General features: G+C 44.0%; 12 protein-coding genes. 2 read left to right on the top strand and 10 right to left on the bottom strand.

Translation table 11 applies throughout. From position 1 onward, the window contains the following. Positions 1 to 6 precede the first annotated feature (6 nt). Complete coding sequence (gene gldA, locus BM156_RS02075) at positions 7 to 921, bottom strand: gliding motility-associated ABC transporter ATP-binding subunit GldA (RefSeq protein WP_093918159.1); 915 nt, start codon at positions 919 to 921, stop codon at positions 7 to 9. 288 nt (positions 922 to 1,209) lie between these two features. On the opposite strand from gldA, the gene ispG reads away from it, so the two are divergent. Continuing rightward, complete coding sequence (gene ispG / locus BM156_RS02070) at positions 1,210 to 3,072, top strand: (E)-4-hydroxy-3-methylbut-2-enyl-diphosphate synthase (RefSeq protein WP_093918158.1); 1,863 nt, start codon at positions 1,210 to 1,212, stop codon at positions 3,070 to 3,072. Between the two features lies 1 nt (position 3,073). Here ispG and BM156_RS02065 read toward each other — a convergent pair whose 3' ends face one another. From BM156_RS02065 to BM156_RS02030, 8 genes are all read right to left on the bottom strand, one after another. Beyond that, positions 3,074 to 3,697: an HAD family hydrolase gene (locus tag BM156_RS02065; protein WP_170846825.1), complete on the bottom strand. Its 624-nt coding sequence runs from the start codon at positions 3,695 to 3,697 to the stop codon at positions 3,074 to 3,076. 55 nt (positions 3,698 to 3,752) lie between these two features. After that, the gene (locus tag BM156_RS20640; protein WP_170846824.1) at positions 3,753 to 5,531 is read right to left on the bottom strand and encodes a family 16 glycosylhydrolase; all 1,779 of its coding nucleotides are present in this window, start codon (positions 5,529 to 5,531) and stop codon (positions 3,753 to 3,755) included. 12 nt (positions 5,532 to 5,543) lie between these two features. Further along, positions 5,544 to 6,383 (bottom strand): glycoside hydrolase family 16 protein, encoded by an 840-nt coding sequence (locus tag BM156_RS02055; RefSeq protein ID WP_093918156.1) that lies wholly within the window; start codon positions 6,381 to 6,383, stop codon positions 5,544 to 5,546. A 17-nt stretch (positions 6,384 to 6,400) separates the two neighbouring features. Further along, complete coding sequence (bglX, locus tag BM156_RS02050; RefSeq protein WP_093918155.1) at positions 6,401 to 8,653, bottom strand: beta-glucosidase BglX; 2,253 nt, start codon at positions 8,651 to 8,653, stop codon at positions 6,401 to 6,403. Positions 8,654 to 8,862: 209 nt separating this feature from the next. Beyond that, complete coding sequence (locus BM156_RS02045) at positions 8,863 to 10,641, bottom strand: PKD domain-containing protein (protein WP_093918154.1); 1,779 nt, start codon at positions 10,639 to 10,641, stop codon at positions 8,863 to 8,865. Positions 10,642 to 10,678: 37 nt separating this feature from the next. Next, on the bottom strand, positions 10,679 to 12,208 hold the full coding sequence (locus tag BM156_RS02040) for a RagB/SusD family nutrient uptake outer membrane protein (RefSeq protein ID WP_093918153.1): 1,530 nt from the start codon (positions 12,206 to 12,208) through the stop codon (positions 10,679 to 10,681). A 19-nt stretch (positions 12,209 to 12,227) separates the two neighbouring features. Beyond that, on the bottom strand, positions 12,228 to 15,362 hold the full coding sequence (locus BM156_RS02035) for a SusC/RagA family TonB-linked outer membrane protein (protein WP_093918152.1): 3,135 nt from the start codon (positions 15,360 to 15,362) through the stop codon (positions 12,228 to 12,230). Positions 15,363 to 15,605: 243 nt separating this feature from the next. Next, the gene (locus BM156_RS02030; RefSeq protein WP_170846823.1) at positions 15,606 to 18,482 is read right to left on the bottom strand and encodes a triple tyrosine motif-containing protein; all 2,877 of its coding nucleotides are present in this window, start codon (positions 18,480 to 18,482) and stop codon (positions 15,606 to 15,608) included. A gap of 125 nt (positions 18,483 to 18,607) precedes the next feature. Between BM156_RS02030 and BM156_RS02025 the strand changes: the two genes are divergently transcribed. Beyond that, positions 18,608 to 19,345 carry a 5'-methylthioadenosine/adenosylhomocysteine nucleosidase gene (locus tag BM156_RS02025; protein WP_093918150.1) on the top strand — a complete coding sequence of 246 codons (738 nt, stop codon included), beginning with the start codon at positions 18,608 to 18,610 and terminating at the stop codon, positions 19,343 to 19,345. 368 nt (positions 19,346 to 19,713) lie between these two features. On the opposite strand, the gene BM156_RS02020 is transcribed toward BM156_RS02025, so the two are convergent. Next, positions 19,714 to 22,293: a beta-mannosidase gene (locus tag BM156_RS02020; RefSeq protein WP_093918149.1), complete on the bottom strand. Its 2,580-nt coding sequence runs from the start codon at positions 22,291 to 22,293 to the stop codon at positions 19,714 to 19,716. Positions 22,294 to 22,372: the final 79 nt, after the last annotated feature.

Genomic DNA, 22,372 nt, shown 5'->3' with positions numbered 1-22,372 from the left:
CAAGCACTATTTGGCTTGCGTTAGTTCACGAAAAACATGCTCCAAGCCAACTTGCTGTTCCTGCAAGGTCAAAACCACCCATTTGTTGGCTACGGCAAACTGAAAAATAGCTGGGCGTAGATCCGTTTCATCCGAAGCCGTGAGCAATACTTTTCGTTCATCTACGAGGTCGACCTCTCCTACTCCGGGAAGCTTTTTCCACGCTGCAACATCAACAGCAGTCGTCAGTTCAACCAACACCTGCTGACGCGCAATCAGGCCTCCCGATTTCACATCGGCTACCGGTCCATCGGTAATCAACTTTCCTTGGTTGATGATGATCACCCGGTTGCAAATCGCTTCCACCTCCTGCATAATGTGTGACGAAAAAAGAACCGTCTTTTCCCGGCTTACTTGACGGATCAGTTGCCGGATTTCATCCAATTGATTCGGGTCGAGCCCTGTCGTTGGCTCATCCAAAATCAACACTGCCGGATCATGAATCAAGGCCTGAGCCAAGCCAACCCGCTGCCGATATCCTTTGGACAGTGCACCTATCTTTTTGTGCTGCTCAAGCCCTAAGCCCGTCATTTCCACCGCTTCAGCAACCCGCTTCTTTTTATTTCGCAGCTGGTAAAAGCCTGCAGTAAATTCAAGAAACTCCTTCACATACAAATCCGTGTAAAGCGGATTATGTTCCGGCAAATACCCAATTTGACTGCGCAAACGATAATGATCTGGGGTTACCCGTTCACCATTTAAGATCACTTGTCCTTCATCCGGAGCCAAATAACCCGTGATAATTCTCATCAAAGTTGATTTGCCTGCCCCATTGGGACCAAGGAAACCAACCAACTCTCCGTCGTCAAAACTAAAGCTAACACCATCAAGGGCTTTCTGAGAACCATAACTTTTAGTGATATTTTTGACTTGTACCGGCATATTTTTTAGTGTATGTTTGCTCAAAAATAACGGATTTCAGGCAAACCCGAAAGTCGGAAAATAATCATTCAGTAAGCTTTCCGTAAACCTCAATTGATAATAAATTGCGTTCTTTTCGGTTAGCAATTTTAACATAGGCAAGCCAAACAATTTTCTGGACATGCTGAGCTTCAATCAGGCAGCAATAAAATACCGAAAATTAACGGCTTGAGGCCTGGAAATTAAGCCCGAAGATTTTTTATTTCTTAACTTTAAATTAACTTTGTGGCGCCAAAAAGCAAGGTGGAGATGAAAGACCTCAATTTTAATTACATCAAGGATTTAACGAAATACCAACGCCAATCCACTTCCGAAGTGATGATTGGCAAGGTACCAATGGGTAGTGACCACCCCATTCGGATTCAGTCGATGACCGATACCGACTCCCGGAATACGGATGCTACGGTTGATCAGATCGTCCAGATCATCAAGGCTGGAGCTGACTACGTACGTGTCACCGTAAAGGGAATCAACGATGCGGAGAATCTGAAAAACATCAAACGGGAGCTGGTGAACCGTGGTTACGAAACACCACTGATTGCCGATATCCATTTTAATCCAAGACTTGCAGAAGTTGCTGCCAAGTATATCTCCAAAATACGGATTAATCCGGGTAATTTTTACGACAAGCGTGCTCGTTTTCAGCATCATTTATACACAGATGCAGAATATAAAGAGGAACTTCAAAAAATTGAGGAGCAATTTATCCCCTTCCTTGAAGTCCTAAAGAAAACCAATACTGCTCTTCGCATCGGGGCTAATCAAGGTTCTTTGTCCGACCGCATTATGAGTCGTTTTGGAGATACTCCGGCTGGTATTTCGGAGTCAGTTATGGAATTTTTGCGAATTTGTAAGAAAGTAGACTACACCAACGTGGTTATTTCGATCAAATCGAGCAATACCCGCATGATGGTTTATACCGTTCGACTGCTCAACAAAAAGATGCGCTTGGAAGACATGGAGTTTCCGCTGCACTTAGGCGTTACCGAAGCAGGCGAAGGAGAAGATGGACGAATTAAGTCGGCTGTAGGAATCGGTGCTTTATTAGTGGATGGTATCGGTGACACCATTCGAGTGTCATTAACCGAATCTCCCGAAAAAGAAATTCCGGTAGCTCAAAAGATCATCAATCACGTGAAAAGCTACCAAGAACATGAGCCCATCAAAGCTCCCTTGTTTGCACAAACCAACCCTTTCGAATACGAAAGAAGATCGGTTCGCCCTGTGATGAACATGGGAGGCAAGCAAGTGCCAATTGTTTTAGCGGATTTACGCGAACGTAGCATGTCTGAGATTTTACCTTTACGGGGCAAACAGATTCCAGAATATTTCCTCAAAAACGATGAAGTGCTTGACCTGGAAGGCAATGCTTACCCCGTGCTTTCTATTGAAGAATATTTGTTTGGTGGTTCCCACTGGGGACAAATGAAATTTATCCGGACTAATAAGCCCGAGTTTGATCGTTTCATGACCGAAAACCCAGAGATTATCACCAAACTGAAACAAACCCGGAAAACAGTTCTTATTCTGGAAAGTTTCAACAAAAACCCTTTGGCTGAGCTACGGGCTTTCTTCATGAATCTGGAAACTCATATTTGGAAAGTTCCAGTCATTATTTACCGGAAATATAACGAGTCAAGTCTCGAAGACCTTCAACTAAAAGCCTCGGTTGACTTAGGAGGCTTGCTGCTTGATGGCTATGGTGACGGTCTGTGTATCACTAATACCAGCGATAACATCACTTTCACCGACTTGAAAGACCTTAGCTTTTCGGTCTTGCAAGGCAGCCGAATGCGTGTCACAAAAACGGAATTTATTTCATGTCCTGGCTGTGGAAGAACCTTGTTTGACCTGCATGAAACGACCAAAAATATCAAAGCTCACTTTAAACACCTAAGCCACCTGAAAATTGGTGTCATGGGCTGTGTAGTGAATGGCCCCGGTGAAATGGGCGATGTTGACTACGGTTTTGTGGGCGCAGGACCAGGAAAAGTAAACCTGTATAAAGGACAAACCCTCAAGAAACGCCATATTCCGTTCGAGAATGCCGTTTACGAGCTTGAAAACCTCATTCGGGAGAATGGAGACTGGAACGAGCCAGAAGAGCAATAATTCAGCTAAAAAGGCCTTGTAGATCTTTTTCGGGACTCAGGTGGATGGCGTGTAAGCCAACCTGCTGGGCTCCCTCAACATTTTCCTTAGAATCATCAATAAAAAGTGTTTCTGATGGATTCAGTCCAGCCTGATCAATCACTGCTTGAAACGATTCCAAAGCCGGCTTCCTGTTTTTTAGTTCGTGTGAATAGTAATCCCTTTCAAATAAGCTTGAAAGCGAGAATTCATGCTGCTTTTGGAACAGCGAGTGAAAAGCTTTCCAATGAATATGATTGGTATTGGAAAACAGGTAAAGGCGAAAATCTGATTTTAATCTTTTCAGCAGTTCTACCCGGTCTGCCGGAAAATCGACCAACATGGCACACCAAGCCTGATCAATCACCTCATCAGCAACCGGCTTATTCAGCAAACTACGAACTCCATCTCTGAATTCCTCATCAGAAATCAGGCCTTTTTCCATGTTTAAAAAAACTTCGTGTTTATATCCCCAGCCTCCGGTTAGTATTGCTCCTTTTAGGCCAAGCGATTCGAAAGCACGTACTGAGCGCTCCGGATCAATATCCAAAATCACGCCTCCCAGGTCGAAAATAATATTCTTGATTGTTGTTGGTATCTGACTCATGATTGCAAAGCTAAACAATGTTTGCATGAAGTGAAAACCAACAAACAGAGTCATATCATTGCACACTCAAGACCTTGGTAAAGCGCTGATTCAAGCTGATCAAATAGACTCCAGCAGTAAAGTCATTTACCTGAAATTGAAAACTTCGTGCAGATGCTGGCTGAAACGTTTTCACACGTACCCCTGCTGAACTGAACACCTCAATTTTTTGGATGTCCTCTTCTGAATCTACAATCACCCAATCGTTTGCCGGATTGGGATAAATTTTCCACGCTTGTTGCTCCTTCCATTCGGGAGCTGCAGTGCTATTAGCGGCTTGTAGGCGTAGGTTCTTCAATTGAAATTGCCCGCTCCCTTTCTTCCCAAAAATTCCGTAATTGAAGTAAACACGAATTTGTGCAATCTGATCCAGCAAGAAGGAATGATCAACTCCCGGCTCAAACACATGTAAATAGCTGTGGAATTCGCCATCGCTTTCAAAAACATCCAGTTTAAACAGGCCAGCAGCATTTACCTGTCCATTCACATCGACAAGGTCAAAACGCATGTTCGAAGGTGGATTATCAGCATCTACCTGCAAGTCAAAAGCCAGCTCAGCGTGGGCAGTCAAGTCCATCAAGCCCTCAAACAAATAATCAACATGAGGATTCTCAGAAGGGGCATTCACCTCAAACACGCCTCTCAGTACATCGTCTTCAGCCGTCAAATTCAAGGTATTACCAGTACCCGCCAGGGCTTCCCACAACAATTGGTTTGCTTCATCCACCGGAGTAATCTCCAGTTGATTCCCTTCTGGCTGATGAATGACACTCACCCAAACAGGACTAGCTTTCACGGCATTACACGATGTCCTTAGTTCAACTCCAACTTCGCCTGAGTGATCTCCCCAACGCACTTTCACTTCATGAGTTCCTTCTCCCTGTATCGGCTCAACTCCATCGGGCCAACTCCAGTCATAAACCGCCCCGGAAAGCTCTCCAACGCTAAAAGTAGCCTCATCTCCCGGACGTAAAACAGCCTTTCCCTGGATAACTGGCGTTGGCAGTTGCTTCCCATAAACACGCACATAATCCACCTCCATGAGCGCCTCTGTCAGGCCAGGATCAATTCCTTCAGCGCCTCCCCAATTACCTCCAACAGCAATATTTAAAAGCAGGTGAAAACGCTGATCAAACGGCCATTCTTTATAAGTTCGATGTTCATTATTGAACGAAAAATACAGGACATCATCCACATACCAGCGAATCAAGTCCTCATCCCATTCAATGGCATAGACATGAAAGTTAGCCATGGCATCCTTCACATCAATGCTCGCTCCTTTTTGGGTGCCAATACTGTGATTGTATGCCTCCGTATGAATTGTACCATGCACCACACCCGGATCATAGCCCACATGCTCCATGATGTCGATCTCGCCACTGGCAGGCCACCCGCCGTAGCTCCAATCAGTAGGAAGCATCCAAATCGCTGGCCAGGTTCCCTTCCCCATCGGCAATTTGGCTCGCACCTCAATGCGCCCATACAGCCAGTCTCCTTTTCCTCGGGTTACCAAACGCGCCGAAGTCCAATTTCCGTCGGTCTTCAATGCCTTAAGATATAAGCGCCCATCTTTTACCCACGAGTTTGTCCGTTTGTTGGTATAGGTTTGCAGCTCATTATTTCCCCAGCCACCGCCGCCAAGATCATAGTCCCATTTTTGTGCATCCGGTGCTCCATCCGCTTCAAATTCATCTGCCCAAATCAGATCCTGACATGGACTTTCCTGTGCTTTTACAGAATAGCCATAGCCTAAAACTATTGCTATAAGGATGACGAAAGATAACCGGATTACCATATTCTTGTTGCTTTAGTTGGACGATTTGAAACTTGCTTGCTTTTGATAAACCCGGACATAATCAACTTCCATTGAGCGCGGAAAAATTGCTGAATCGATTCCCTTAGCACCTCCCCAAGTGCCTCCAACAGCAACGTTCAACAAAAGATGAAATCGTTGATCAAATGGCCAGGCATCGGTGCCCGTTTCTTCATTCTGAAAAGTAAAAAAGTGCTGTCCATCAATGTAAGCCCTTAACTCATCGGGCTCCCACTCCAGCTGATAGGTGTGAAACTCGTCATAACAAGAAGGGATAATCAGAGTATCGGATTGCTGTGTACCGATACTGTGATGATAGCTTTGCGTATGCACCGAGGCCAAAATTGTATCCGCCATAAAGCCTACATTCTCCATAATATCGATTTCACCACTGGCAGGCCATCCGCCATATTTCCAATCGGTAGGAAGCATCCAAATGGCAGGCCAAAGGCCTCTTCCCTGAGGCAGTTTAGCGCTCACTTCCACCTTACCATACAGCCAATCGCCTTTTCCTTTCGTGACTAATCGCGCTGAGGTAAACTTCCGATCCTTGTAATTCTCTTTGATGGCTGTGATATACAAACGGCCATTTTTCACCTCTGCATTAGCCAATCGACGCTTGGTATAAAACTGTTCTTCCTGGTTTCCCCATCCCCAGTCATTCCCTTCGGTATCATAACTCCACTTCAAGGAATCAGGCAAGCCAACATAGTCAAACTCATCTGCCCACACCAACTCATACTGATCTGCTTTCTTCTGATCAACCTGACCACATGAGATTCCAGCAAGCAAAAAACCGAAAAGCAAAAAAACCGAAAAATATGTTCCAGCCATAACCAAACCTTTTTATTCTATTTGTCGATTGAAAACTCAGCATGCAATCCTTCCTGGGCATTCGTGCCCATCCAGACATCAAAATCACCAGCTTCAATCACATAATCTTTACCATTAAAAAACGCCAGTTCGTTTGCCTTCAAATTGATGCTCACTTGTTGTGATTCCCCTGGTTTCAAGGTCACTTTTTTATAGCCTTTCAGCTGTCTCACCGGCCGGGTTACACTTCCAAAGCGATCGCGAATGTATAATTGTACAACCTCTGCAGCTTCGTATTTGCCCGTATTTTTCAATGTAACCGACACATCGATTGCTCCATCCACACCCATGGTGTTGGAAGAAAGCTCTAAATTGGAATAGTCAAATGAAGAATAGCTCAATCCATAACCAAAAGGGAAAAGGGGTTCAAAACCTGCATCCAGGTAGTGCGAAGTATTGCCCAAGGAGTGCTGAGTAGCTTCAGCCGGAATCTTATTAATATCGGTCCACTGTTGGTAATCAGCAGGGCGCCCGGTGTTTTTGTGATTGTAGTAGATCGGAATTTGCCCCACTGTTTTAGGGAAGGTGACTGGCAATTTTCCAGATGGAACTGCTTCGCCAAATAGCATATCAGCAAGGGCCGGACCACCCATTGTTCCCGGATGCCAAGCATATAAAACAGCATCAGCCAATTTCAGTTCTCGCTCAATCGTCAGTTGCCGACCAGCCATAACAACCATCACCACAGGCTTTCCCGTCGCTTGAACAGCTTCCAATAGCTGCGTTTGACTTCCTTGTAGGTTTAGGTTCGCTAAGCTGTGGGCTTCCCCAGATAGAATCGACTCTTCACCCAAAAACAGCACGACAACATCTGACTTCTTGGCGGCCTCAACAGCCTCAGCAAAGCCTTCAGTTGATTTAGTACGACTAATCTCCAGCCCTTTTGCAAAATTGATTTTTGCTGCACCCAGTTTCTCTTTCAAAGCCGTGAGTGGTGTCACCGAGTTTTCTTTGTTTCCATCAAATACCCAAGTCCCCATCTGATCATGTGGCGAATCTGCCAAAGGACCGATCACAGCAATGGAGCTAATTGACTTCGATAAAGGCAGCAACTCATTCTTGTTTTGAAGTAAAACGAAACTCTCGCTTGCCGCCTCTTTGGCTATTTCCAAGTGCCTTTCGGACAGAATGGTCTTCGCTGCCAACGACTCGTCGGTATATGGCTGATCAAACAATCCCAGGCTGAATTTCAAGCGAAGGATGTTAGCCACATACGAGTCAATTGTCGCCATTTCTATTTTTCCTTCGTCCAGCAAAGCTTGTACATTCTCAACATAGCAGTTGCTGGCCATCTCCATGTCAACACCAGCATTCAAGGCCTTTTCAGCTGCTTCCTTTTGATTGGCAGCATAGCCATGAGGAATCATCTCTGCAATGGACGCCCAGTCACTCACCACCATTCCTTCGTAGCCCCACTCCTGGCGTAAAATCTGCTTCAGCGTAAATTCATTTCCACTGGCAGGCACACCATTCAAATCATTAAATGCGGACATGAATGTTGCCACTCCTGCGTCAACAGCAGCTTTAAAAGGAGGTAAATAGTCATTCCGAAGTTGCACTTCCGGAATCAAGGTCGTATTGTAGTCCCGGCCACCTTCAGCGGCCCCGTAGCCCACAAAGTGCTTGGCACAGGCTGCAATGGTTCTCGAATCAGTCAGGTCCTCGCCTTGAAAACCTTTGACCATTGCTTTTGCCATTACTGAAGTCAGGTAAGTGTCCTCTCCACAACTTTCTGCAATACGGCCCCAACGAGGATCTCGTGACACATCAATCATCGGCGCAAAAGTCCAGTGAATTCCTTCAGAGGCTGCCTCTGCCGCAGCGACTCCCATCGCCTGCTCTGCCAATTCCGCATTCCAGCTTGCTGCCATTCCCAAAGGAATCGGCATGATGGTCCGGTATCCATGAATAACATCCCGCCCAATAATCAACGGAATGCCTAAGCGACTTTCCTCAACAGCGACCTTCTGTAACTCATTGACTCTACTGGCCCCTACCAAATTCAAGATAGAACCCACTTTCCCATCTCTAATGGCTTGTTTGGCACTTTCTGCCCCTCCCAGCTGTCCTGGATCAAACTGAGACATCTGTCCTAGCTTTTCTTCCAAAGTCATTTGGGCAATCAATTCCTTTATCTTTCGCTCTACTTGTTCATCCTTTTTCGGAGAAACCGTTGCATTTGCCCCCATGCACAACAGCAAGCCAACTAAAATTAGAAGTGTTGTTTTCATTTCTCTTAAAGTTTAATCAGCAGCGGCTTAACCGTAAATCACGAATCAATGTTTGCAATTTCAATAGTCTTTCAAAAATGAAGACTTGTTTGAAACCCAACAGCAACCGCCACCCAACTGCACATTTTCCAATTAAGCTTATTGCTTCGTTCAGGTGAATGAAACCTGCCCAAGCCATGATGGTAGTGGGCAGGTTTTCTGTTTTTAAACTATCTAATCTGAGCCGACTTAATCCCCTCTACGTGAGGCCCTGACAACTCATCGAAGTAGAACTCATGCGTTCCATCTCCATTGCCAGGATTCAGCATAATCCGGACAACATCATAATAATCATGACTATAACGATCGTCTGTCGTAACATCACTTGCCATCAATACAGCCAAACCTGGATCCCATGATAAATCAGCTGTTGGAGCGCCTGTAAAGTCATATTCAGCCACTTCCCAAGTATTATCATTCTGGATGGTATACGTGAGCTCGACACCTGTTTGCCAAGCATTTCCGCCCATATCCGTATTTTCCAGTTTTAGCAGCACCACATCTCCGGCATTACCATAAACCATCATTTTGAAGGTTGCAATCGACCTCAGATCAAATCGATAGCCTGCAGGCAACTTCATGTTGGCATTTCCCCACTGACTGTTAGTTTTAGTATACATGGCCACATTGGCACTTCTGTTTGGATAAATCCGCTCGGGATTAGCAACAACACTAACACCACAATCTTCGCCATTTACGCTTGTCAAACTCACTTCACTAAAGTCGTTGTACATGACCATTTCATCCAATAAGAATGGCACATAGTCGGGATGATTTGTCGTTACTGTTACTGTTTCGGAAAGCATAAACTCTCCCACCGAGCTATTTACAACAACTGTAATCTGATAGGTACCGGCGCGCATGTACGTATGCGAAACCACATCGGTGTAATTGTCAGCAACAACTGGATCTCCATCACCAAAGTTAAACGTAACACCATTAATTGCCTGCCCCGCTGGGATATTCACTTGATCCAAGGATACTTCATAGGTATTCGCTTCAGAAGCAGACAAATCAGTGACCAACAATTCTGCGGAAACGGAAGGTTTTACATACCCTTCAGGAATCAACTGATAATGCCAGGCATTACCATCTCCTCCAAGGGCAACAAGTTCCATCACATTTTCATCCAATTTCAAAATTTCGTATGATCCATTTACCGCATCTACATCAAAAATTGGGAACAGTCGGGTTGTTCCAGAAAGCGTCAAGAATGATTTTCCATCTCGCTCTTCAATAAACCAACTTCCAGGAGCTGGAGTAAAATCTACAACCCAATCCGTATCATCAACATAACCATTACTATATTCCGGGCTACTTGCAATGAAGTCTTTTACATAGCTTTTCCCATTGTTTGTTAGCGTGGCTTTAAAACCTGTAATTTGAAAGTTGATTTTATCATCATATAACTCGCCAACACCTTGCTTAGCCAAAGGACCTGCAGACCACCAGGCCAACCCATTAGACCCAGCCGGACCAACACCTAGATGGCCTTGAGCTAAACTGTCCAACACCCACGTTTTTCCATCCAAGTCATCGACTCCGCCACTAAGGAAAATAAACTTCTCACTGGTAAAAATTGAATAGTCCGTTTCCTCCTGAACAATTTGCGTAACGACCTTTTCGGTATAAGCTCCATTATTTGTGGTAATGGTCAAGGTCACGTCGTAAGTTCCCGGCAATGGATAATAGGCTACTACTTCTTTTCCTTTCACCACACTCCCATTTCCTAAATCCCATTTGATCAAATGAATGCCAGAAACTTCGGCATTACTAACCATGTTGAAATGGTAAGCATCTTCTCCTTGGGTGACCGTTGCCGTCATCTCCTCTTCAGAGGGAGGATAACTTTCTCGGATGTCTCCCGAGTCAAACTCCTGAGGCTCGCACCCCGAGAATAGTGTCGCCAACAATGCTACCAGCAAACCTATTTTAAACATATTTTTCATCTCACTATTGTTTAGTTTTTTACAATCGATTTAGCGATTAATATCCTTGATTTTGAATCAGCTTAAACTCACCTTCTGTCTTATCAATTTCTGATTGAGGAATGGGTAAGTACTTCTTATAAGGTTCCCAAGTACGATTCGAAGAAAACTCCGGAATATTCTCAGTCAGCGTTCCAGCTTCATTCCACCGCACTAAATCCCAAAAGCGAATCCCTTCTCCGATAAATTCGCGTCGGCGTTCCAGCTTGATCAACTCTTCGGTAGGAGCAGCAGGATCAAGGCCCGCTCTTTCTCTAATTTCATTGATGGCAACCTCGGCAGTCAACTGTCCAACAGGTGCAACACCATCCATAACGATTAGCTCTGCAGCGTTTAGCAACACTTCTGCATAACGGAAAATCCGCAGGTTATTTTCATAGTTCAGATCAACATCACCCGGTGGTTCGTTATAGCCTTCGCGTGCTGCATACTTTGCCATAAAATAGCCGGTATTCTGGAATCGAGCAGTGTAAGTGCCATCCGCAAAATGATTGATGGATGCGTTCTTCCGCATGTCACCGTCTTCAAAGATGTCAACCAACTCAGGACGTACCGGGCCAAATCCCCAACCACCTTTATAAATGGCCAGGCCACTAAGCTGATCCGCGCCACTTAATCCGTTAGGAGAAATGAACGCAGGAAGGTTGGTTCCAAATCCAGTCCATCCATCAGCCCAGGTTTTACCACCATACTCTCCAGGTAGCTGGTTGGTTTCAAAAATAGACTCATCGCAGAACTCGCCATCTCTTCCCCAGATTGAAGCGTAGTCAACCAAGCTATAAGCACCACTTTCATAAATCTCATTCATGTCGGCCAAGACTTCGGCGTATTTCGTTTCATCTTGCTGATACATCACCACACGGGCTTTCAACAACATAGCCGCGGCTTTCGTTACCCGTCCTTTATCTTCACCTGAAGCTGCCATGGGCAGTTTATTACCTTCTATCGCAAAATCTACATCTTCAATAATTTCAGCATAAACCTCATCTGCAGTGAACTGACGAGCAAAGTAAGGAGCTTCCAAGTCTTCTTCGAAATACGGAATGTTCCCCCAGAATTTCCACAGCCAATGCATGTAGTAAGCGCGCAGAAAATGTGCCTCGGCCTTGTATTGATTTAAATTTGCTTCGTCCACTCCAACGGCATTTTCGCAAGCTAAGATGACATTGTTACAGCGAGCCAACCCGTTGTAATAAATAGTCCACAGTCCTTCGGGAAGCTCATCGGCTGTAGCATCCAGCTGTGACAAACGGTACAACTGCCCCTGGTCACCAGCATCACCACCACCTTTGAAAATATCATCTGAACGAAGATCAGACATCAGCACAATACTGTTGTAGTTGTTATTCGCATAGCTATCGAACAGCAGCACCTGGTAACACGATCCCAAGTTGGACAAAATCGCCCCTTCGGTTGCTGTACCTCCAGACTCCTGTGAATCTGTTGGATAGTTGGTCAGGAAGTCTTCACTGCATGATGAAAACCCCACAATGGCAATAAGTAGTATTGCTTTAATATATTGATTCATAACTTCTTCTTTTTATGGATTAGAAAGTAATATTGGCACCAATGATAATTGTTCTTGATTGCGGGTAAATACCGCGGTCAATACCAATTGTTGTATAACCACCAGAAGCAATTTCCGGATCGAAACCGTCATAATCAGTAATGGTTACCAAATTCTCAGCCGATACAAACACGCGCAAACGCGAGATTGCTGCTTTTTGCAATAATGAGCTTGGCAAAGAATAGCCTAACTGAATGTTTTTCAGACGAGCATAAGAACCATCCTTGATGTACAAATCAGATGATCTCCAGTTTCGGTTGCTATTTTGATTGGTCATCCGTGGAATGCTAGTCGAAGTTCCCTCTCCAGTCCAACGGTCCAAAATCCAGCTCGGACGGTTCATTGCAGGAATATCTCCCCGCTGTGAAAAATCGAAAATATCGTTCCCTAATGATCCTTGCCAGAACATGTTAAAGTCGAATTGCTTCCACTCTACACCAACTGTCAAACCATAAGTCCAATCGGGCATTCCTTTTCCAATCTTGGTTTTGTCATCATCAGTAATGCTTTCATCGCCATTTAAGTCAACAAAACGAACATCTCCAGGCTGTGCATTTTCGCCATACAACGAATTGTAGGCTTCTGCTTCCGCCTGATTCTGAATAAGGCCATCCGTCTGGTAGCCATAAAAGTACGGGAAGACTTCTCCGTTCATCCCCTTGACATAACTTCCAACACCGGAAGCTCCCGCACTTTCATAAATGGCTTCGCCAGAATCATTCCCCATATCAATCAATTTATTCTTCAGGTAAGTGGCGTTGGCTGAAATGCTATAGCTAAAATCGCCTGCACTTCCGCGATACCCAAGCTCAAACTCCAATCCACTGTTTTCCATATCTCCGGCATTCGCAATTGGTGCTCCCTTTCCAACATAACCAGGAATTGGCTGATCAATCAACATTCCATTCGTGGTTTTCTTAAAATAATCGAACCCAAAAGATAATGCACTGTCAAAGAAGCGGGTATCAAAACCAAGGTCAATTTGCTCAGATTCTTCCCATTTTACATCGGCATTGGCCAATTTGGAAGGGCTGCTACCATACTGCATGTACATGTCGTCTCCAGCACCAAAATAATAGTTCTGGTTACCATCCATCAAGCTGGTATAGCTGAAATTACCAATCCGGTTATTTCCATTGGTTCCCCAGCTCGCTCTAAGCTTCAAATAATTAAACCAGTCAGGCAAGTTCTCCATAAAAGCTTCATTGGTAACGTTCCACCCAACGGAGAACGATGGGAAAACGGCCCACTTGTTGTTTGGACCAAAAGAAGAAGAACCATCGCGCCGCACGGTCGCCTGAAACATGTACCTTTCGTCGTAGTTGTAGTCCACCCGGCCAAAATAAGAAGCCAAGGTTTCATTGGAAAAGCCTCCTGTTCCTCCGGCCACCCGTCCTTCGGTTGGAGGAGCAATGGCATAATCGATATTCGCTTTGTTTGGATCGCTTTCCAACAGGTCATAATCGTCACCATACAAATGACGAACCTTGTATTCCTGAGCCGACTGTCCTAAAAGGACGGTTAAGCTGTGTTTCTCTTTAAAAATTTTATTGTAGGTCAAGGTGTTTTCCAGCTGCCACACAAAACCACGGTGCATATTTGAATACACATGACTTTGCGTTAGATCTTTTCCTTGGGTCGCCAAAAAATGTTCAAATTCGTAACCATCTGCTCCCCAGAAAGCCAGATCAACACCATAGCTTGACTTAAATTTCAACCCTTCAATCAGGTTAATTTCGCCCCAGAAAGTGGACACAAATTTATCTTCATTATCCTGTCCTCCTATTGGTGCATTCAGCATAGCTACGGGATTTGCAATTTCCTGGAAACCTGCTGGCGGAATCGAAAAAACCTTCCCATTTTTATCGGTGACGGCAGTTGGATGTTGGGCTAAAACAGCATCCGGATCTTCCGCATAAACCGGAACAAGAGGATTAAAAGTCAAGGCACTTCCCAAAACAGAGCCGTACTCTGAGTTGGTTTCGATGCCGCTGGATAACACACGAGAATAGCCTGCGTTAACCCCCACCTTAATATTATTCAAGAATGAACGGTCAGCTTCAAAAACATTGTAAGTGGTATTAGAACGAATACTGTACCTTTCATAGTTTGAACGGCCATAATTTCCTCCAACAATCCCTTCCTGGTTTAAATAACCGAAGGATAAAAAATAGGTAATATCGTCCGTTCCTCCGGTAATGCTAATCTGATGAGACTGAACAGGAGCATCGTAGTTGAAAGTTTCGTCCTGCCAATCGGTTCCAGCACCAGCCCCGGCAATTTGCTCTTGAGAATAACGGGGAGCATTCTTGTCATTAAGCTCCGCCTCGTTAATAATTGTCATATACTCTTTCGCGTTCAACACCGATTTCTTTTTCCATGGATTTTGCCATCCATAAGAGAAATCATAGTTGATCGATGCTTTCCCTGATTTTCCTTTTTTCGTGGTAATCAGAATAACACCATTCGCCGCACGAGCTCCATAAACCGCAGCAGAAGCCGCATCCTTCAGGACCTCTACAGATTCAATATCAGTTGGGTTTAAATAGCTAATGCCTCCGCCAACAGCCATCCCATCGACAATGTATAGCGGTTCACTGTTGTTAATGGTTCCAATTCCCCGAATCCGAACTTTAGAGTCAGATCCTGGCTGACCAGAACTTTGGGTAATTTGGACCCCGGAAACACGCCCTTTCATTACATCTTCGATCCGTGTGGGCGTTGAATTCTCTAACTCTTCCGAAGAGACACTACTAATAGCAGCAGTTACAACACTCTTCTTCTGCACACCATAACCAACGACAACGATTTCGTCCAAATCTGTATAGTCCTCGGCCAAAACAACATCAATAACAGATTTTCCGTCAACAACAACGGTTTGACTTTTCATCCCGATATATGAAAACACCAGAATCCCGTCAGCGGGGACTCCCAAAGCATAGTTTCCATCAAAATCGGTAATTGTTCCAATTGTTGTTCCCTGTATGACCACAGACACCCCGGGAAGAGGTTGTCCATCTTCTTTAGCTGTTACTGTACCCGACACGGTAATATCCTGGGCCAATAAACTCAAACTAAAGAAAGAACAGCATAAGAAAAATAAGACTCTTTTCATAAAGTTAAGTTTTAAATAGCAAATAATTTTTCTTCGCAGAAATTTCAAATCAATGCTCAAAAATGAATTTGAAAAACCCTACAATCAAATAATTGACCACTTCAATAATGCTACAAGGCGACACACAATACCCCTACAAGAATACTACACTAAAAATACAAAGCACTATAAATAAAGAAATTAAAAACACAATGTCATCCTAAATAGATACATCATTAATAAATATGCTCTACAACAGGAATGCTAAATACTGGAAATAAACGTGCTGAGATTCGTATCTCGATCCAGTCCTAGTTTTTTCCGAAGGCGGTAACGACCAATTTCAATTCCACGGGTTGATATGTTTTGCAGAGTGGCAATTTCTTTGGTCGAGATATTCATTTTAATGTAAGCACAAAGCTTTTGTTCCCGTGGCGTAAGATTGGGGTACCGTTCTGTCAATCGCTTGAAAAAATCTTCGTGAACCTCATCAAAGTAGGTTTCAAACAGCTCTTTTTGCCGTTTATCATCAAACTCTTTATCGATCCGATTAATAATCAAGCTGATCTTCGACTTCATCGAGCTGTCTTCGGTTTGACTCTGCAAGTTTTTAAGCTCTTTCTTCACACGGTCCATAAACTTGTTCTTCTGCACCAAGTTCATCGTTTGGTTAGCCAATTCCTTGTCCAGGTGAAGCATTTTACCGCGAAGCTTTTCATTCCGCAGGCGAATGATTTCCTTCTCGGAAACAAGCATTTCCCGCTGATATTGCTGAACCTGCCGGCGGTGCTCCTGTAGGTTTTTCAGTCGTTCTTTACGCTTCGAAATCTGCATTCGTCGGTACACCAGCCAGCTAATTAAGGCCAACAAGAATAAACCCGTCACTACATAAAACAAAACTGCCAGAGTGGAGCGAAACCAGGGAGGATGAATAGAGAAGTGAAACTGGGAGATTTCACTCTCTGTATTAAAAGGATCAATCGCCTTCACTTCAAAGGTATAATCCCCCTCATACAGGTTCATAAACTCACAGACAGAGCTCTCAGACCATTCTGACCAGCTTTCACTATAACCAACCAGGCGATAGCTAAATTTCAGTTTATCCAGACTTTTGTATTCCGAACTTGAGAACGTAAAACGCAGGTTATTTCCCCGATATTCAAAAGCCAGTGAATCTTCCGGCAAATGTTCCGAGAGTAAAGCCGGAAAGACGGTTTTACCGGTCGTCAAGTTTTCTACTTTCCGGAGAAACACACCGATGGGTTCGTCCTGATTCACCTTATAACTAGGGGTGTAATGTGCCAAACCATCTTCCAAAGAAATCAAGGTGTTTTCGCGATCGACAACATGGATGTGCTGAAAGCCTGAGATGACACGCCCAGCGACCGTTTCAAACGGACCAACAACCTTATTGTAGGTTCCATCTTCCTGAAAACGCAATACCCCTGGGACACTTCCCCCAACGAACCAAATATTATTAAACTGATCCTCTTTTATGTAGTCAATATCTGTTTGGCCTTCAAAAATATTATTGTAGTAAACCGAGGGGTCAAAACGATTCAAGTCTGGATTGTATGCATAAATTCCATTCGGCGACGTATAAATAATATCGTTGCCCACAGTCATTAAATTCACATAAATATCAGAGGGTAAGCCATCGTTTGAATTGTAAAAATCGTAATGAACGACACTATCAAGAGTGCTGTTTAGCTGAATGCGGAAAACCCCTTTAAACCCGTGGCTCATCCAGATTGATCCGTCTTCATCCTCGGCTAACAGTTTCGATGATTCGGCAAAGCCCTTAACCGGGCCAACCAGCTCCCAAGGCCGTTCTCCTTCGGTTTTACGAAAAAGTGTCAAGCCATTGTAGTTTCCGCCAATCAAATAATCCTCCTGCCCGGCTAAATCCAGAAACATCCAGGCTCCCCGGATATCAGAAATCAGTGTTGCCGTTTCGTCCTGAATCAAATAAGCGCCATTATCGTGTCCACACAAAACGGCCCCCTGATGAACACCCAAGTACCAAACTTGTCCTACCGTTTTCGGGATAAGCCTAAATCCTTCCGTATCCAAGTGGATTCCCTCCGGCCAATCCTTTACAAAAAGGCCATGATTTGTTCCAACATACAGTTTCTCTTTATACACCAAAGAGGAATAGGTAGCTCCCAAGCCTTCGGGATCATACATAAACGTAAAAGGGGAGGAAATATCGACATAGTCAATTCCGTTGTCCAGCCCCAGCCATAAATTGTTATCGCCATCCAATCCAATACTCAAAATGGTATTGTTCTGCAGCCCCTTCTTCTTGTTGACGTGCTGAATAATCTTCCCGCGCTCGTCGGTAATCAGTAACCCATCCTGAATGGTTCCAAAAGCATAATAAGCATCTTGAAACTTCGCTGCCGAGAAAATCTGATTATCCTTTAAAAACTGATTTCCTGCCCCCTCCCAAGATTCCAGTTTCTCGCCATCATAAATAAACACTCCATGGTTCGCTGTTCCGATCAGCACCCGGTTGCTATAGATCGGCAAAATTGTCCAGATCTCCATCTCCTTCAGTTCATCCACTCCGGGTAAATCATAAAACTTACCGCGTCGGTATTCCTTCAATCCTTCTTCTTCATCCTGAATCCACAAGCGATCGTTAATGTAAAAAGAAAAACGCAAGCGATTGGGTAAATGCACCGTTGAAATACGGTTATCGCGATAAACAAAAAGGTGGGTATAAGATTGAAAAACAACTCCAAAATCAGTCAGATGAATGCGCCAGATCTCCTCAAAATTTCGATCATCTTCCGAAACCAAATCGACCAAAGAATGGTACTTTAGTTCTCCTCTCAAGTCAGGCTCCATAAAGCCAAAATCGTTCTGCTGTCCTACGTAAATTCGTCCGTTCTCATCGATTTTAACGGATCGAATAATCGACTGATTAGGCAAACCATACAGCTGCCAATGACTACCGTCAAACTCAAGCAAACCATCATTATTGGCAAAATACATCCAATTGTTTGCATTACTCTCAATTTGCCAGTTCTGTGTACTTCCTTGATAGTCCTGTTTTGAAAAGTGCTTAATATCGGGAACACCAACATCTTTGATTTGCCCGGTAGCCTTCCATGACAAAGCGAGCAAAAAAAACAAGATACAATATCTGATCTGGCTTAAGCACATGAAACAAATATAGATAAAATCAAATTTTTGATTGTCAGAATCGTTCAGAATCGCTCGACAAGCTTACTTTTGTCAGAAACTAAGATGATCAACAAATGAAAACAGGAATTATTGGTGCCATGCACGAAGAGATTCTTCTCTTGAAAAAAGATATTCAACGTTTGAAAACCGAGCAATTTGGCTCCCGCGAATTCCACTCCGGAACCATTGACGGCAAAGAAGTTGTCATGGCTCTGTCGGGCTGGGGAAAGGTGGCAGCCGCCTCAACAGCAACCACCTTAATCAATCATTACCAAGTTGATCAACTCGTTTTTATTGGCTTGGCAGGCTCCATCCAAGCCCAACTTCATATTGGAGATATTGTTGTTGCCAATCAACTCATTCAACACGATGTGGATCTGTCAAGACTTGAGCACTTTCCGGAGGTTAAGTCTCCATTTTGGAAAGACTTTTCGTTTAAAGTACTGCCTCAATCTGAAGACAAGGCCCTTCAGGCTGTTGAGACTTTTCTTGCCAACCTGAAAAAGGGAGATTATCCAGCAATCAGCAAGGAATATGCGCCACAGGTTCATCTTGGAGCCATCGGCACCGGAGATCAGTTTATCGCTTCAAAAGATGGGAAAATGCGGATCAATGAACGTTTTCCTCAGATTCTGTGTACCGAAATGGAAGGAGCTGCCATTGCGCAGGTTGGTGCCGACTACCAAATTCCCTGCACCGTCATTCGGGTAATTTCCGACAAAGCCGATGAACAAGCTCATGACGCTTTTGCGGAATTTCTCTTTGAGAACATCAGCAATATTTCGGTTGAAATTGCCAAGCTTATCCTTTAAGCATGCCCTCAACAAGCATTGGTTAAGGGGAAAAAGCTAAAAATCAAAGTGCTAAGCAAATCACGAATAAGAAAAACAAAAAATACGCCCCTAAATGTTTTCTATTTTTGTTTTTTGGCACAGTAATTGTAATCTTTTTTACAGCCACAAAACAATATATACTCCACTTTACCGTGGAAACAATTAAACAGAGAGAAATCATTTAGTTTAGGACCAGAAAAAACCTCCAGAACAGCCGTGTTCTGGAGGTTTTCTATTTTATAGGAATCTGACTTTTAAAGCCTTGTAACGACAGAAATATTTGGCAATTTCGCCCAAATACCCCCATTTAAAATACGTGATGGCCTGATAGCTAACGATCCCCTATTTTACTTAAAAGCGGTATCCAATGTCTGAATCTTGAAAACCTCCTTAATTTTGGCCAGTTCAACCGAGGTTTGAAGGGTAATTTCAGCCTTTTCTCCGGGCAAAAGATCGAAGTAGTTATCCGAGAAGAATCCCTCTTCATCACCGATCGTCATAAACAGATTCTTCGCTAATTTATCCGTTTTCAATACAATCCGGCAGCCACCGTCCACGGCAGAAATCTGCGCACTCACCTCCGGATGAGGCAAGCGCACTTCCTTCACCGGCCTGAAATAAAATACATTCCGGGCAATCACCTGCCCTTTTTCAACCACCTCTGCAACAAGCACCTGTTCCCGGCTATTTTTGTCTCGTAAGAAGTCATAGCGGTTAATATCAAAATAAGAGTTGCTTGAATTGGCCGGCACATCTGCCAAAACGGACTTTTCCCAAACGACTTCTCCATCAAAATCAACCATCCGCAAATTCAACTGGGCATTAATCTCACGAAGTTCATCATTCACAATGCCAATTTTCAAGAAATTTCCATCGATGTATGGTGAAACCAACACCGGCTCATAACCTTTCTTCACATAGTATTGAAGCGCTTTCCAGCGTTGATAGTAATCGGTAGAACTCCACGAAGCCACAGGCCAGCAGTCGTTGATCTGCCAGTATAAACTGCCCATGCAATAAGGCATTGCCCGCCGGTGTCCTTCCAATGCAAACTTAATTCCTTCAGCCTGTAAAACATGATTGACGTACAAAAACGACTCAAAATCTTTTGGCTGATCGTAGTCCTGCAACATGTAATATTCAATCGTTTTATTCCCGATGGAGGAGCGCTGATGTGAGTTCATAACCTCTGAAACAATGTCATAATCTTCGGGCAGAGCATATTGCTTAACGCTTTTAAACTCTGGGAATGACTGAAAACCATACTCACTCATGAAACGAGCAATGTGCGTGGCGTACTTGCTAAATGGCTCTTTTCCCCACCAAACGCCCCAGTAGTGCTCATCACCGTTTTTCAGATCGGCTTCAATTCCTGTTCCTGACGAAGGACTGGAGGCCCAATAAAAACGGTCAGAATCATAAGCTTCCACAGCTTCAGGTAAAATGGTGTGGAAAATATCCTCATAGGCTTTCCACATCTTATCCGCATTTTCCTTGTTTTTGGCTTCCTCTTTCTTTTTCCAGCCCCAACCATACCATGCTGCCAGTATTTCATTATTTCCACACCACATGGCAATACTTGGATGGTTACGCAGTCGTTTAATGTTATCAATCGCTTCTTCCTTCACATTATTCAGAAAGGCTTCATCTCCCGGGAACATGGCACAAGCAAACATAAAATCCTGCCAAACCAAAATACCGGCTTCATCACAAAGATCATAAAACAAGTCGTTCTCATAAATTCCCCCACCCCATACACGCAGCATATTCATGTTGGAGTTTTTGGCAGTATTGATCACCCGGCGATAATTTTCATCCGTTACACGCGGTAAAAATACATCGTTGGGAATGTAGTTGGCTCCTTTCATAAAAACAGGAACTCCATTCAGTTTGAAATAGAAAGAGGTTCCTTGTTCATCGTGATCGCGCACCAGTTCAAGTGTTCGGATTCCAATCCGATCTTCGCGGCTTGTCAAGCGATTATCAACCGTTAAATTAGCGGTAACAGCGTAGAGTGGCTGTTCTCCCAGACCATGGGTCCACCATAGTTTGGGATTTTCAATTTCAAAGTCCAACGAATAGGTGTGCAAGCCTTCTTCCAGCTTAATAACTTTCGATTTTACCGGCTTTCCATCAACCAGCACCTCATAGGTAGCCTCAGCTTTCTTTTGCGATTCCACCTCAACAACGGCTGTTAAACGCGCAAGATCATCTGTCACTTCGTTTTGTACCAGCTGAAGGTTTTCAATGCGTGCTTCATCCCAGGCTTTCAGATACACCGAACGCCAGATGCCACTAGGAACCAAGCGAGGCCCCCAATCCCAGCCAAAATGGTAGCCTGCCTTACGAGAATACACACTCACCTTTTTACCTCCTTCAACCTCTCCTATTTCCGCCAAGTCATTATCCGAAACCATGATTTCAAAACCATTCGCGTCGTATTTCTTAATTCCTTCCTTGATGGGTGATAAAAACGTAATCTGCAAGCTATTTTCTCCTTCTTCCAAGTAAGGCTTAATATCGACCAGGTACTCCCGAAACATGTTGTCAGTAGAAGCAACCGGCTGTTCATTCACAAAAATTTCAGTATAGGTATCCAGTCCTTTAAAATCCAGAGCAATCCGGTCTCTTTTCAACAAGTCCCGATCAACCATAAAGCTGGTTCTATAGTCCCAGTCGAGTTTATCGATCCACTGAACGTCGCGCTCATTTAAACGATAAAAAGGATCGTCAATCTTATCGTTTGCCATCAGGTCTGTATGGACAGTTCCGGGAACAGTGGCAGGCAACCATTCATCTTTACCATTTTCGCTAAACTGCCAGCCGTTATTCAATTCTTTAGACATCATGAGGGGGGTATCGTTTGTTTGACAAGCTACTAACAGCGTGGCTGCCAAAATAAATAATCGAGAGATATACGGAGTCATCGAAGATTGTTTTTTTGGTTACAAGGGTTAAAAATGGCGAAAGGAGCATAGATTTACAAGAAAAAAAACAGAGACCAAC

This window comes from Sunxiuqinia elliptica (genome assembly GCF_900113005.1).
GTDB lineage: Bacteria > Bacteroidota > Bacteroidia > Bacteroidales > Prolixibacteraceae > Sunxiuqinia > Sunxiuqinia elliptica.
The sequence above is the reverse complement of the archived record's forward strand: the minus strand, read 5'-3'. Positions and strand labels throughout refer to the sequence as shown.

Coding starts and splice junctions, on each gene's coding strand:
- gldA (WP_093918159.1), bottom strand. CDS start 921: ATGCCGGTACAAGTCAAAAATATCACTAAAAGTTATGGTTCTCAGAAA.
- ispG (WP_093918158.1), top strand. CDS start 1,210: ATGAAAGACCTCAATTTTAATTACATCAAGGATTTAACGAAATACCAA.
- BM156_RS02065 (WP_170846825.1), bottom strand. CDS start 3,697: ATGAGTCAGATACCAACAACAATCAAGAATATTATTTTCGACCTGGGA.
- BM156_RS20640 (WP_170846824.1), bottom strand. CDS start 5,531: ATGGTAATCCGGTTATCTTTCGTCATCCTTATAGCAATAGTTTTAGGC.
- BM156_RS02055 (WP_093918156.1), bottom strand. CDS start 6,383: ATGGCTGGAACATATTTTTCGGTTTTTTTGCTTTTCGGTTTTTTGCTT.
- bglX (WP_093918155.1), bottom strand. CDS start 8,653: ATGAAAACAACACTTCTAATTTTAGTTGGCTTGCTGTTGTGCATGGGG.
- BM156_RS02045 (WP_093918154.1), bottom strand. CDS start 10,641: ATGAAAAATATGTTTAAAATAGGTTTGCTGGTAGCATTGTTGGCGACA.
- BM156_RS02040 (WP_093918153.1), bottom strand. CDS start 12,208: ATGAATCAATATATTAAAGCAATACTACTTATTGCCATTGTGGGGTTT.
- BM156_RS02035 (WP_093918152.1), bottom strand. CDS start 15,362: ATGAAAAGAGTCTTATTTTTCTTATGCTGTTCTTTCTTTAGTTTGAGT.
- BM156_RS02025 (WP_093918150.1), top strand. CDS start 18,608: ATGAAAACAGGAATTATTGGTGCCATGCACGAAGAGATTCTTCTCTTG.
- BM156_RS02020 (WP_093918149.1), bottom strand. CDS start 22,293: ATGACTCCGTATATCTCTCGATTATTTATTTTGGCAGCCACGCTGTTA.